The 13,330-nt window shown below is 70.6% G+C and carries 13 protein-coding genes; 7 read left to right on the top strand and 6 right to left on the bottom strand.

Features of this window, described 5'->3' with window-relative positions; genetic code table 11:
* Positions 1-52 precede the first annotated feature (52 nt).
* Complete coding sequence (locus tag FV242_RS05220; RefSeq protein WP_147938163.1) at positions 53-1,321, bottom strand: adenosylmethionine--8-amino-7-oxononanoate transaminase; 1,269 nt, start codon at positions 1,319-1,321, stop codon at positions 53-55.
* Positions 1,322-1,562: 241 nt separating this feature from the next.
* On the opposite strand from FV242_RS05220, the gene FV242_RS05225 reads away from it, so the two are divergent.
* The 3 genes from FV242_RS05225 to FV242_RS05235 all read left to right on the top strand — a co-directional run bounded on the left by FV242_RS05225 (position 1,563) and on the right by FV242_RS05235 (position 4,155).
* Complete coding sequence (locus tag FV242_RS05225) at positions 1,563-2,696, top strand: aminotransferase class I/II-fold pyridoxal phosphate-dependent enzyme (RefSeq protein WP_147938164.1); 1,134 nt, start codon at positions 1,563-1,565, stop codon at positions 2,694-2,696.
* 79 nt (positions 2,697-2,775) lie between these two features.
* Positions 2,776-3,285, top strand: coding sequence for an OsmC family protein (locus FV242_RS05230; protein ID WP_147938165.1), 510 nt, complete (start codon positions 2,776-2,778; stop codon positions 3,283-3,285).
* 12 nt (positions 3,286-3,297) lie between these two features.
* A complete protein-coding gene (locus FV242_RS05235; RefSeq protein ID WP_147938166.1) occupies positions 3,298-4,155 on the top strand; it encodes a class I SAM-dependent methyltransferase in 858 nt (285 codons plus the stop codon).
* Positions 4,156-4,386: 231 nt separating this feature from the next.
* Here FV242_RS05235 and FV242_RS05240 read toward each other — a convergent pair whose 3' ends face one another.
* Positions 4,387-5,982 (bottom strand): gamma-glutamyltransferase family protein, encoded by a 1,596-nt coding sequence (locus FV242_RS05240; protein ID WP_147938167.1) that lies wholly within the window; start codon positions 5,980-5,982, stop codon positions 4,387-4,389.
* Positions 5,983-6,103: 121 nt separating this feature from the next.
* On the opposite strand from FV242_RS05240, the gene FV242_RS05245 reads away from it, so the two are divergent.
* On the top strand, positions 6,104-7,555 hold the full coding sequence (locus FV242_RS05245) for a carbohydrate porin (RefSeq protein WP_147938207.1): 1,452 nt from the start codon (positions 6,104-6,106) through the stop codon (positions 7,553-7,555).
* Positions 7,556-7,600: 45 nt separating this feature from the next.
* A complete protein-coding gene (locus tag FV242_RS05250) occupies positions 7,601-9,136 on the top strand; it encodes a sodium:proton antiporter (RefSeq protein ID WP_147907294.1) in 1,536 nt (511 codons plus the stop codon).
* Between the two features lie 25 nt (positions 9,137-9,161).
* Here FV242_RS05250 and gshB read toward each other — a convergent pair whose 3' ends face one another.
* Together gshB and FV242_RS05260 are read right to left on the bottom strand one after the other, a co-directional pair.
* Complete coding sequence (gene gshB / locus FV242_RS05255) at positions 9,162-10,118, bottom strand: glutathione synthase (RefSeq protein WP_147938168.1); 957 nt, start codon at positions 10,116-10,118, stop codon at positions 9,162-9,164.
* 46 nt (positions 10,119-10,164) lie between these two features.
* Positions 10,165-10,458: a hypothetical protein gene (locus FV242_RS05260; RefSeq protein ID WP_147907296.1), complete on the bottom strand. Its 294-nt coding sequence runs from the start codon at positions 10,456-10,458 to the stop codon at positions 10,165-10,167.
* Between the two features lie 424 nt (positions 10,459-10,882).
* Between FV242_RS05260 and FV242_RS05265 the strand changes: the two genes are divergently transcribed.
* Both FV242_RS05265 and FV242_RS05270 read left to right on the top strand, forming a co-directional pair.
* Positions 10,883-11,095: a hypothetical protein gene (locus FV242_RS05265; protein ID WP_147907297.1), complete on the top strand. Its 213-nt coding sequence runs from the start codon at positions 10,883-10,885 to the stop codon at positions 11,093-11,095.
* A gap of 55 nt (positions 11,096-11,150) precedes the next feature.
* Entirely contained in the window at positions 11,151-11,996 is an 846-nt protein-coding gene (locus FV242_RS05270; RefSeq protein ID WP_246692605.1) for a hypothetical protein, read from the top strand.
* A gap of 12 nt (positions 11,997-12,008) precedes the next feature.
* Here the strand turns inward: FV242_RS05270 and FV242_RS05275 are convergent, their stop codons facing one another.
* Together FV242_RS05275 and FV242_RS05280 are read right to left on the bottom strand one after the other, a co-directional pair.
* Positions 12,009-12,635, bottom strand: a complete 627-nt coding sequence (locus FV242_RS05275; RefSeq protein WP_147938169.1) for a hypothetical protein — start codon at positions 12,633-12,635, stop codon at positions 12,009-12,011.
* Positions 12,623-13,327: a DUF1214 domain-containing protein gene (locus FV242_RS05280; RefSeq protein ID WP_147907299.1), complete on the bottom strand. Its 705-nt coding sequence runs from the start codon at positions 13,325-13,327 to the stop codon at positions 12,623-12,625. The genes FV242_RS05275 and FV242_RS05280 overlap by 13 nt, the downstream gene beginning before the upstream one ends.
* Positions 13,328-13,330 lie beyond the last annotated feature (3 nt).

Raw genomic sequence — 13,330 nt, forward strand, 5'->3', positions numbered from 1 at the left:
CAGGTTGCAGGGCGGCGTGGCGACGGCTCGCGGGATCGTGTCGCGGATGCGCTCAGGCGAGCGCAGCGGCCTGCTCGGATACGACGTCGACGACCGCTTCGATCAGTCGGTCGAGATCGGCGTCCGGAATGGTCAAGGCCGGGGTGAGATAGACAATGTCGCCGAACGGCCGCACCCAGACGTCCCGGTCGAGGAAGCCCGCCTTGAGGGCGGCGAGGTCGGGCGGCGCGGTGAACTGTACCGCCCCGAGGGCACCCAGGACCCGGACATCCGCCACGCCGGGCAGTCCCTTCAGGCCGGACAGCCCATCCGCGAGCCGGCGGGCGATGGCACCGGCCTGTTCGAGGCGCGGCTCGGTCGCGAACAGGTCGAGGCTGGCATTGGCCGCCGCGCAGGCCAGCGGATTGGCCATGAAGGTCGGGCCGTGCATCAACGCTGCCGCCGGATCCTCGGACCAGAACGCCTCGAACACCTCCGTCCGGGCGACCGTGGCCGCCAGCGCCATGGTGCCGCCGGTGAGCGCCTTCGACAGGCACAGGATGTCCGGCACGATCCCGGCCTGCTCGAAGGCGAACAGGCTGCCGGTGCGCCCGAATCCGGTGAAGATCTCGTCGGCGATCAACGGCAGGCCGTGCCGGCGAGCGAGGCGGGCGACGGTCGCCAGCACCTCCGGCGGGTGCAGGACCATCCCACCCGCACCCTGGACGAGGGGTTCGACGATCACGGCTACCAGCGTCTCGCGGTGGGCGGCCAGAGCCGCATCCAGCGCCTCCGTCTCGACCAGGCTCCGCGGCAGGTCACAGAACACCTGGCTGGGCAGGTAGGCGCCGAAGCGGCGATGCATGCCCTCCTCGGGGTCGCAGACCGACATCGCGCCCATCGTGTCGCCGTGATAGCCGCCCCGGAAGGCCAGCACTTTCGTCCGGCCGCTCACCCCGCGATTGAGCCACATTTGGGCGGACATCTTCAACGCGACCTCGACGGCGACCGAGCCCGAATCGCTCAGGAACACGTGGTCGAGATCCCCTGGCAACAGCGCGGAGAGCCGTGACGCCAGCCGCTCCGCCGGGGCATGGGTCAGGCCGCCGAACATCACGTGCGGCATCCGCGCCAGCTGGTCGGCCACGGACCAGGCGATGTGGGGATGGTTGTAGCCGTGCACGGCCGTCCACCAGGACGCGATCCCATCCACCAGCTCGCGGCCATCGGCCAGCACGATGCGGCTGCCATGCGTCGCCACCGCCTCCAGGGGCGGAGCGGCCACGCCCATCTGCGTGTAGGGGCGCCAGAGAGTCTGTTTCAACGGTCGATCGGACGTCATGGCGGAGGGATGGGCGGCAAGGCCGGAGTGGTCAAGCAGACGCGCGATCCGGCGTGTGAACGGACTGAAGCCGCTATGTCCGCCGGCGGCGGTAAGACAGGCGAATCGCGAGCAGTATTTGTTCTGTGCTGACGAGGGACGCCACGCCGGGGCGCTCCGAGTACCCCACGCGCAACTTCCGCAGCTCCGCGCCGGTCGCTACCTTGACATCCACCGCCCCCGCGGCCCCATCACGCACCTGATGGACAGCCTCGACGCCTTCGCCCGCACCAAACTCGACGCGCTGGAAGCCGGCAGCCTGCGGCGGCGGCTCACGCCAACCGAGCGCGGCACCGGAGCCGCGGCGTCGCGCCGGGGCAGGGCGCTCGTCTCGTTCTCATGCAACGACTATCTCGGACTGTCGCATCACCCGCGGGTGATCGCCGCCGCGCAAGAGGCGGCCGGCCGCTATGGGGCCGGGGCGGGCGGCTCGCGCCTCGTCACCGGCGACCACCCCTATCTGGGCGCCCTGGAAGAGGGACTCGCCCGCCACAAGGGCGCCGAAGCCGCCCTGGTGTTCGGCAGCGGCTATCTCGCCAATCTCGGCATCACCCCGGCGCTGGCTGGGCGCGGCGACGTCGTGGTGCTTGATGAACTCTCCCATGCCTGCATGTGGGCGGGGGCGCGGCTGTCGGGCGCCGCAGTGCTGACCTTTCGACACAACGATCCGGCCGACCTCGCGGACAAGCTCGCGGCGCACCGCCCGCACCACGCCCGCGCCCTCGTCTTGACCGAGCGGGTGTTCAGCATGGATGGCGACCGGGCGCCGCTCGGCGATCTGCTGGGTGTCGCGGAAGCCTTCGACGCCTGGACGCTGGTCGACGACGCCCACGGGATCGGGGTGGTCGAGGACGGGCCGCGGGCACCAATGGAAATGGGCACGCTGTCGAAGGCGCTCGGCTCTTACGGCGGCTATCTCTGCGCCTCGCGGCCGGTGATCGACCTGATGACGAGCCGCGCCCGGAGCTTCGTCTACACCACCGGCCTACCCCCGGCCTCGGCCGCTGCAGCCCTGGAAGCGCTGGCGATCCTGGAGGAGGAACCGGCCCGGCGCGCCCGGCCGCTGGCGCTGGCCCAACGCTTCACCGCCCGCCTCGGCTTGCCCGAAGCCGAGAGCGCCGTGGTGCCGGTCCTGGTCGGCGACGCGCAGGCGGCGCTCGAAATCTCTACGGCCCTGGAGGCTGCCGGCTTCCTGGTCGTGGCCATCCGCCCCCCGACCGTACCGGCCGGGACCGCGCGGCTGCGGGTCGCGTTCTCGGCGGCCCACACGGATGCGCAGGTCGACGCCCTGGCCGACGCGGTAGCGGCGCTGACCGGCCGCGCTTCCCGTCCCTGAGCGCCGACCCTATACCTCGTCGCCGACGCTCCCGCACAAGAGGAGCCGGCCGGCACAGATCAACCCTGAGGACGACGCCATGGACGCCACCGCTCTGCGAGCCCTCCAGGCTCCGATCAAGGACCAGTACCGCACGGCGCCGGATTCGGCGGTGATCACCCTGAAGGCGCGGGGTACCCTCGACGACACCAAGATCGCCTGCAAGGTCGAGACCGGCCGCGCCATCGCGGAAGCCGGGCTCCACCCGGCGACCGGCGGCTCCGGCCTCGAACTGTGCTCCGGGGACATGCTGCTCGAAGCGCTGGTCGCGTGCGCGGGCGTGACCCTCAAGGCAGTGGCGACGGCGCTCGCGATTCCGCTGCGCTCCGGCACCGTTCATGCGGAGGGCGACCTCGATTTTCGCGGAACGCTCGGCGTCGATAAGGATGCGCCTGTGGGCTTCCGTAGCATTCGGCTGTTCTTCATTCTGGATACCGACGCCTCGGAGGACAAACTCGCAGACCTGCTCAAGCTGACCGAGCGCTACTGCGTCGTGTTCCAGACCCTGAACCACAAACCCGCGTTGTCGGTCGCCGTCACGTCGGCCTGAGGGAACACGACGATGGCCGGCGACATCACCCAGACGGAATACTGGAACGGCGAGGTCGGCACCCGCTGGGCCCGCAATCAGGCGGTGCTCGACGCGGTGTTCGCACCGCTCACCGAGGCGCTGTTCGCGCGCCTGACGCTCCAGCCGGGGCAATCCGTGCTCGATATCGGCTGCGGCTCGGGCACCACGACGCTGGAGGCCGCCCGCCGGGTCGGTCCGCAAGGGAGCGTGACCGGCGCGGACATCTCGGCGCCGCTGCTCGCGGTCGCCCAGGACCGGGCCGAGGCGGAACCACCCGGTGCCGCGCCGATCCGGTTCGTCGAGGCGGACGTGGAGAACGCCGCTCTCGGAACCTATCAGCAGGCCTTGTCACGGTTCGGCGTGATGTTCTTTCCGGAGTCGGCCCACGCCTTCGCCAACATCCGCCGGATGCTCCAGCCCGAGGGACGGCTGACCTTCCTGTGCTGGCGGGCGCTGCCGGAGAACCTTTGGGTGACGGTGCCGCGCGATGCGGTGCTGCCGCTCCTGCCCGAGATCCCGCCGCCGCCGCAACCGGATACGCCCGGTCCGTTCCGCTTCGCCGACCATGAGCGGCTGGTCGCGCTGCTGCGCGGCGCAGGTTTCGGGACCGTGACCTGTGACGCGATCGACCGGGACGTGGTGCTCGGCCGCGGCGCCAGCGAAACAGAGGCGGCGGAGGCCGCCGCCCATGTCGCGCTCAATCTCGGGCCGACCGCGCGTCTCCTCCGCGAGGCCGAGCCAGATCTGCGTGCCCGGGCCGAGGCCGCCGTCACCGCGGCCCTGCACCCGCACGCGGAGGGCGGTATCGTCAGTCTGCGCGCCTCCTGCTGGCTGGTCCAGGCAAGCTGACGACCTGCACGATCACACGGGCTTCCTGTCGGAGTGCCTGCGGCGGCCTGCACCGTCCCCGGATGAAGCGCGCCCCTTTTCCGGGCCGCCCGGAATGTCAGCGGACGGTGATCCGGGAGCCAGAGCCGCGGAGCGGTCCAATCGCGAAACGACGCGCTAACCCTCGGCCGCTTCGCGTCACCGCGTGCTGGATCCCGGGTCGCAGTTCGCTGCCGCAGAATCGGTTTCGATTCAGAACCCCAACGCCCCGCCGTCGGAACGCGGGTCGTGCATCGCCTCGATCCGCCCATCGCGGGCCCGGCGGACGAGCATGCCGGCATGGCCCAGCGTGTCGCTGTAGGGTACGCCGACCGGCTCGATCTGGTGGCCCATGCGCTCCAGAGCCGACAGGATCGCCGGATCGAACCGATCCTCCACCTTCACGCTGAGCGAGGGCGCGCCCCAGGTCCGGCCGTAGAGCAGCCGGGGGGCATCGACCGCATCGGCGACGGAAAACCCGTAATCGGCGTAGCGGCAGAAGATCTGCGCCTGAAATTGCGGTTGGCCGTCGCCGCCCATCGCTCCGTAGGCCATGACCCGGCCGTCATCGAAACAGGCCAGCGCCGGGATCAGGGTGTGGAACGGGCGCCGCCCGGGCTCCAGCGGGTTCACGGCGTCCGGGTCGAGGGAGAACGAGACGCCCCGGTTGAGCCAGTCGATGCCGGTGCGCGGCAGAACCACCCCGGAACCGTATTCCCAGTAGACCGACTGGATGTACGAGACCGCCAGCCCGTCGCGGTCGATCGCCCCCATCCAGACGGTGTCGCCGGGGGAATCGCGCAAGGGAACCGTTGCGGCGCGCTTCATGTCGATACGCGCGGCTTCCGTGGCGAGGAAAGCCGGCACCAGGAACTCCTCCATGTCGTGCCGCAGGCGGCCGAAATCGGTCACCACCCGGTCGCGGATCGCGAAGGCGCGCTTCGTCGCCTCGATCAGCCCGTGATAATGCGCCGTGCTCTCCGGGGTGGCGACATTCAGGCGGTCGAACAGGCCGAGGATGATCAAGGCCGCGAGCCCCTGGGTCGGGGGCGGGAAGTTGAACAGCGTGGCGTCGCGCCGACGCATCGCCAAGGGCCTGCGCTCGACCGCCTGGTAGGCCTTGAGGTCGGCCCGGGTCACCGGCGCGTCGAGGCGTTCCAGGTCGGCGCCGATCTCGTGGGCGACATCGCCTCGATAAAAGTCGTCCAGCCCGGCATGTGCGAGCTGCTCGAGGGTCGCCCCGAGGGCCGAGAGCTTGCGGATCTCGCCCGCCCGGTAGGGCTTGCCGTCGTTAAGAAAGGTCGCGGCGAAGTCCGGGGCCTCATGCAAGGTGTCGCCCGGTTGCGGCTTGTAGCGCTCCTCGCTAGGTGAGACCGGGACACCGTCGCGGGCCTGGGTGATCGCGTCGGCGAGCAACACGTCCAGGGGCAGGCGGCCGCCGAGCGCCTTGGACAGCGCCAGAGCGAGGTCCCAGCCGCCGACCGCGCCGGCCACCGTCACCATGGCGTCGGGGCCGCGCGACGGGATCGTATCGTAGCCCTTTTCACGGTAGCGCTGGATCGTCGCGAGGCGCCCGGCAGGCCCGCATGCCTCGATGCCGCGCACCCGGCCGCCGCGCTCGCGAACCAGCCAGAATCCATCGCCGCCGATGCTGTTCATGTGCGGGTAGACCACGGCGATCGAGGCCGCCATCGCCACCATCGCCTCGATGGCGTTGCCGCCCTGTGCCAGCACGGTCCGGCCGGCCGAGGCCGCGAGATGGTGAGGGGCCGCAACAGCGCTGTCGGAGAAGACGGGGGTCTCGAGCATCGAAGATCCTGTGGTGTTCCAGCCGCAGCGTTAGGCAAGTCTGCGGCCGCTGCAAGGGACCACGGTTCGCCACGCCCGTCCCATGCTAGGAACGCCGATGCCCATCGCGCAGAAGCGGCCGATGTCGTTCAAGATTTTGCCTCCGTTGGCCCTCGGCCTCACCTTGGCCACCCTGCCGGCCGCGGCGCAGCAGCGGGTGCGGACCGTCTACGAGGGTGCGGGCGCCGATCCGCGGATCTCGGTCTCGCAGCCGGAGAGCACCAGCCAGGCGTCCGGCGGCTATGTCCGGTCGATCGAGCCGTCGCTGGGCGCGCTTGGCGATCCCCTGGGGCTGCGCCCGGTGCTGAAAGCGCGTGGCATCGAGTACAGTGTCACCTACATCGCCGACCTATTGGGCAACCCGACCGGCGGTCTTCGTCAGGGGGCGATCGTCGAGGATCGCCTGAACCTGCGGCTCAACCTCGATCTCGACCGGCTGGCCGGCTGGGAGGGCGCGACGATCCACGCCAACGCCTACTTCATCCACGGCACCGGCTTGTCGCGCTACTATGTCGGCGACCTGCTCACCACGAGCGTGATCGAGGCGCTGCCGTCGAGCCGGCTGTACGTGCTGTGGTTCGATCAGAGCCTGATGGACGGGCAGCTCGGCCTCCGGATCGGCCAGCAGGCGGCCGACACCGAGTTCTTCGTCAGCCAGACCGCGACTTTGTTCGTGAACTCCACCTTCGGCTGGCCGGCCATCACCGGGCTCGACCTGCCGAGCGGCGGTCCGGCTTATCCGCTCTCGGCGCCCGCGATCCGCGCGAAGTACGCGCCGGGCAATGGTTTCTCCCTTCAGGTCGGGCTCTACGATGGCGATCCCGCGGGGGCGAACCGGCCAGGCCCGGATCCGGAGGCGCAGCGACTGAACCGTACCGGCACGAACTTCCGGACCAACGACCCGGCCCTGATCGTCGCCGAGGCGACCTACGCGTTCAATATCGAGCCGGGAGCCAAAGGCCTGCCCGGCGACATCACGTTCGGCGGCTGGCAGCATTTCGGCCGGTTCGACAGCCTGCGCTTTGACATCACCGGGGTGCCGCTGGCCGACCCGAACGCCACCGGCATCGGCCGCCCCCTGCGCGGCAATGCCGGATTCTACGGCATCTACGACCAGACCCTGTACCGGGAATCCGGCAAGGACGACGAGGGCCTCGGCTTCTTCGTGCGCACCGCCTACTCGCCGACCCGCTCAAGCCTGATCGACGCCTACGTCGATGCCGGCCTCGCCTACAAGGGCCTGTTCGACGGCCGCGACGACGACACCGTCGGGGTCAGCCTCGCTCATGCCCGGATCAGCGACGACGCCCACCGGGCCGACCGGGACACGATCCTCTACACCGGCGTCCCGACGCCGCGGCGACGGGCCGAGACGGTGCTGGAGGCGACCTACCAAGCCGTGGTGGTTCCGGGCTTCACGGTGCAGCCCGACCTCCAATACGTCTTCCATCCGGGTGCCGGCATAGCCGGCCCGGATGGACGCCGCTTGCGCAACGCGGTGGTGCTCGGGGTGCGCGCCAGCGTGCAGTACTGAGCCGTCCGGCCTGGAACGGGCGCGGACCTGCCCTCTTTCAGGGCTATGGTAATCTTCGAGTGGGTTGTCGGCGTCCTGTTCGGCGCCGTCCTTTTGGCCGCGCTGGCGCGTCGGCTGGGTGCGCCTTACCCGGCGTTCCTGGCGCTTGGCGGCGTCGCGCTGGCCTTCGTGCCCGGGGTACCGAACCTGCGGCTCGATCCCGAACTGGCGCTCGCCCTGTTCCTCGCCCCCGTCCTGCTCGATGCCGGCTTCGACGCGTCCCTGCGGGACATGCGCGAGAACTGGCGCGCGGTGTTCGGGTTGGCGGTGGGCGCGGTGGCGGTCACGACGCTCGCCGTCGCGCTCGTGGCCCATCTCATCGTGCCCGACATGCCGATCGCGGCCTGCATCGTGCTTGGCGCCGTGGTCGCGCCGCCCGACGCCGTGGCGGCCCTGGCGGTGCTGAAGCACGCGCCGATGCCACACCGGCTCGCCACGATCCTGCGCGGCGAGAGCCTTCTGAACGACGCCGCATCGCTAATCATCTACCGCCTGGCGGTGACGGCTGCGATGGCGGACGGCTTTCATCCGGCCGAGGTCGCCCCGGCCTTCATGCTCGGCGTGGTGGCCAGTTTGGCCGCCGGACCCTGCCTGGGCCTGGCCTTCGTCGCACTGACGAAGCGCGTGACCGACCCGGCGAGCACCATCGTGATGCAGTTCGTCGCGGCGTTCGGGATCTGGCTCGCCGCGGAGCGTCTGGAGATGTCGGGGGTGCTGACCATCGTCACCTTCGCGGTCACGGTCGCCCGCCGGGCGCCCGGCATCACGGCCCCGCGCACCCGGGTGATCTCCTACGCGGTCTGGGACACGGCGGTATTCGTCCTCAACGTCCTGGCCTTCATCCTGATCGGCATTCAGATCGATCCGATCCAGGACCGCCTGACCGGTGCAGATTCCTGGCAGGCGATGTTCCTCGCCGCCGCGATCTTCGCCACCGTCGTGGTGACCCGTCTGGCCTGGGTCCTGCCCACGACCGGCCTCAAGGGCCTCGGCCTGCGTCAGGCCGGTGCCCGCGCGAAGTTCGGGCCGGGGCTCGCTCTGTCCTGGGCCGGGATGCGCGGCATCGTCACGGTCGCGGCCGCCCTGGCGCTGCCGATGGAGTTCCCGCACCGGGACCTCGTGGTGTTCACCGCCTTTTTCACGGTTTTGGGCACGCTGATCGTTCAGGGCCTGACCCTGCGTCCGCTGCTCGCGCACCTGAAGCTGGAGGACGACGATCCGGTTGGCCGGGAAGTGGGCTGGGCGCGCGCCGCCGCCTACAAGGCGGCCCTCGAGAGCTTGGCCGAATCCGGTGACGAGCCGGCGATCGATTCCCTGCGCGCCGAGTTCCGCTCGGCCCTCGAAGAGGCCGAGGCCCACGAGGAGGGCCTTGCTCCCGAGAGTCTCCCCTCGGATGCCGCCCGCCGCCGGTCGGTGGCGGCCGCGCGCAATGCGGTTCTCTCGCTGCGGCGGCAGGGCCGCATCGGAGACGACGCCTATTTCCTGCTGGAGGAGGAGTTCGACTGGGCCGAACTCAACGCCACGCCGAAGGCGGAGACCTGAGTCACAGCCTTCCTACGGCACCCCTTCAGACACCCTTGCGCGCTGCGACCCGGGATTCGATCGCGTCCCAGACTGCCACCGAGAGGTCCGGGCCGCCGAGCCGCTGGATGGCCCGGATGCCGGTGGGGGAGGTGACGTTGATCTCGGTGAGATGTCCGTCGATCACGTCGATTCCGACAAGGATCAGGCCGCGCCGGGCTAGCTCCGGACCGATCGTCGCGCAGATCTCGCGCTCGCGCTCGGTCAGCTCCGAAGCCGAGGCGGCCCCGCCGCGCACCATGTTCGACCGGATGTCGTTGGCCGCCGGCACCCGGTTGACCGCGCCCATCGCCACGCCGTCCACCAGGATGATGCGCTTGTCGCCCTCGGTCACCCGGTCGAGGTAGCGCTGGATCACCCAAGCCTCCCGGAAGGTGGTGGCGAACAGGTCGAACATCGAGCCGAAGTTCGGGTCCGTCTCGGTGACCTTGAAGACGGCAGCGCCACCGTGCCCGTGCAACGGCTTCATCGCGACGGTGCCGTGCTCCAACCGGAAGGCCTCGATCTCGGCCTTGTCGCGGCTGATCAGGGTCGGGGGCATCAGCTCGGGAAAATCAAGCACGAACAGCTTCTCGGGCGCATTGCGCACCTCGAAGGGATCGTTGACCACCAGCGTCTCCGGATGGATCCGCTGCAGCATGTGGGTGGCCGTGATGTAGGCCATGTCGAACGGCGGATCCTGGCGCATCAGCACCACGTCCGCCTCGGCGAGGTCGATCCGCTCCGGCGGCGTGAGCGTGAAATGCGCGCCCTCGACGTCCTGGACCGTCAGACGCTCGACCCGAGCCGTGACCCGCCGGCCCTGCATCGAGAGCCGGTCGGGCGTGTAGTAGATCAGGTCATGACCCCGCCGCTGCGCCTCGAGCAGCAGAGCGAAGGTCGTGTCCCCGGCGATCCGGATGTTCTGGATCGGGTCCATCTGGACGGCGACAGTCAGGCCCATCGAAAATGCCCTTCGCCTGCGGCGCGTATCTGGACCGGTGAAATGCTCAATCGTCCGACAGCGACTTGCTGCCGGTGCGCTTGTCGTAGTCGCCGATCGCCGAGCGGCACTCGGGCGACAGGCGCTTGCGGTTGCGCGTCATGCACCGGTCGGCGTCCTGGCTGTTCGGATCGACGCCGGCGCAGAGACGGAAATAGTCGTTGGCGCAGCCGAGTTGCAGGCCCTGGTCCTCACGCTGGGCGTAGGCCGGGCCGGTGGCGAGCGCGAACAGCACGAGCGCACCCGTCGCCAGGCCGCAGCGGCGGTTGGAGCGCAGGAATCGTTCCGGAACGAGTCGCATTCAGCGGTGTCCTCAAATCTCGGTCGCGCGGAAAATCGGTGCGGCGGTCAGCTCGTCCGCTTGCGCCCGGCATATCGGTCGCGCTGGGCGGTAGGCAAGCGGCACGGCTCTGCATGGGTTCCCCGCGCGCAACGCCGCGCCCACGCTTCGCCGCTGTGTGGCGCCCGGGCCGCATCGTCGGCCAAGAAAAAGGGCCCCGTCCAAGAACGGACAGGGCCCCAGTCAAAGGGAGGAAACGCCCGCCATGGGCGAAACCCGCATCGCAATTCGCGCGCCAGACCAGCCAAAATGCCGCCCCGATCCGGGCCGGGATCCGGCAAGACTCCGTTAACCACGTCATGGTGAATGGGTTCTGTAGCCCTTGCCGACCCCCTCTGCAGGGCCCGGGCACTGCCGCTCGAGCCGCCGACAGGAGCCGGAGACCATGACCCCATTCAAGCCGCAGGTGACTGGCCAGACCCGCCTGCCGATGCCCGCCAACGATGCGGCACGCGACGCTCGGCGGGATCCGCCCGCGGTCCTGCTGCCGTTCCCCGGGCCCGACGCGCGCCGGACCCGCCAATTGCCGCGCACCGACGAGCAGCGCGGCGAGATCCTGTTCTTCCTGGGCGTCCGTTACGAGCGCCTTGCCTCCTGAACGCAGCGATAGCCGCCGACCGGCCCGGCCAGGCGACGTTTCCGACGGTTTGATCATGCCTGTTCCGGACCGCCATCGGCCGAGCGTCGCACCCGTTGGACACAGGCGCGCGAGCCGCGCGCACAGGGCCACCATCGTCCTGGCCGCCGGCACCGCGCTGGCGCTGCTCGCCGCCTGCACGCAGAGCGGCGATTTCGGCCGCCCCCGCACCGGCGTTTGGAATGGACTGATCGACACCACCGGCAGCTTCTCGTCGCGGGATCGCGGCCGGCTGATCCTCGATTCCGGCCTGACCGACGACGAGCAGGCGCTGCGCGACCGCGCCTGGCGCTTCGTCCAGCCGGCCAGCACCCTCACGGCATTCCAGGATGCCCTCTTCGGACTGGCCAGCGCGCACGCGACGCCGACTTGGCGGTTCGACGAGGTCGGCGCCTATTACGACACGCTGACCGCAGAGCCGTCGCGCTCCCCGGTCTCCCGCTACCGCCAGCTCGCCGACGACGCCACGGCCGATGCCCGCCTGATCCCGATCTTCACGGCGCTCGCCGCGCGGGTGATCGACGCGGATGCCGCGCGGCTGCGCAGCTTGCCCTTTGCCAAAACCCTCGACGACGCGGATATCCGCCTCGCAGCCCAGCATGTCGCCGAGAACCGCTGCCTGATCGCCTGGGTGCGGATCGAGGCCGGCCTGCGGCTGGCGCGCTACCGCTATGCCCTGGAGCATCTCTTCGCCCAGGCTCCGGCCAAGGAGTCGGTCGCGGCCGAGCGCTCGCTGGCCATGCTCGCCGCGCGCCGCAACCTGCTCGACCCGCTGCTGCCAGCGGACGCCGCGGCCCGATGCGGCCTCGAAGCCGCCATCGTGCCGGTCGCCGAGGCGCCGCCACTGGTCGTCAAATATTGAGTTGACCCGGCGTTACCGCCCAGCGGGCTTACCGCCGGCATCCTTGCCGCCGGACTCATCCGCAGGCATGTCGGTGGTGCACGAGACGGCTTGGACGGCGGCGTTAGCGCCGGGTCGCTGGCTCGGCAGGCCGGCGATCACCCGCACGACCACGACGCCCCGCGTGTCCGGCGCGACGATGCGCACGTCACGGCTCGGGTCATTCTCGTCGTCGTCGGCCAGAGCCTCGTCGTACTGTGCCCGGGTGAGGATCACGAGATCGAGGGCGCCGCGCACGGCGGCCTGATCGGTCACCGCGTAGAAGGCCCCCCGCCGGGCATGCGCGGCGAGCGACAACGACAGCGGCCCGGTCCGCGCAGAGACGCGCATCGGCCCGTCGGCGAGATCGTAAGCGCAGACGCCCACCGCCACGGCCGGATCCGGGATCGGCAGCCACGCCTCGGGCGGAGAGGGGTCGTCGCCGGTGGCGACCGTGTAGATCGGCTGCGGGTGGTCGAGGTTCTCGCTGGTCCGGGCGCGCGAGACGGCGTCCGTCTCGGACAGACGCGGGATCGCCAGCACCGCCGCGATGTGCACGATCCCGGCGAGCACCAAGCCGATCAGCGTGGCGAAGACGAAGCGCGGACTCACGAGGCGCATCCCAGGCGGGTGATGGCCGGCACCGAGGCTCGGTCGAGGGATCCGACGCTGGCGGCGACCGGCGTGTCGTAAAGGCGCAGGGCCAGGCGCACAGGCCCGCTGTCCCGGGGGCTCGGCAACCAGTTCCCGGGCTGGACGTCGGGGGCGAGGATCACCGAGAACCGCCCGTCGGCCGAGCGCAGGACCTCCGTGGAGGTGAAACCCTCGCGCATGGCCGGACGCCCGGGATCGCGCGCACCGCGACCCGCGACCGTGAGGGTCCAGGCCCTGGCCGGCGGCGTCCCGCCGCCGATGCGATAGGCGCAGGTCGCGTCGAGCGCCTGGCCCTGGTCGTCGGCCGCCGCGGTCAGCAGCAGGCCCTCACCCACAGCCAGGGGGATCTCCCCCCGGCGGGCGTTGACGGCACGGGTATAGGGATCGGCATTCCCGGCCCCCGCCCGGGGCCAGGCCGTCCAGGCGCCGACCGGCACGCCGCCGAACGGATAGCCGCCCCGCGTCGCCCAATCGGCGCTGGCGAGGCCGAGCACCCCGCCGAGCGCCAGGGCGTAGACCGCGAGGCCGGCGACCGAGCTCTTGCGCCAGACACGGGCGAGGAACCGGCCGGCGCCGCCGAGGGACCGGACCTTCGGCGCGGGACGGGGTTCTCCAGCCGCAGCGCTGCGGCCGGGGCTAGCGGGGATTGCGAACCTCATTGG

Source organism: Methylobacterium sp. WL64 (assembly GCF_008039945.1).
Classification (GTDB): domain Bacteria; phylum Pseudomonadota; class Alphaproteobacteria; order Rhizobiales; family Beijerinckiaceae; genus Methylobacterium.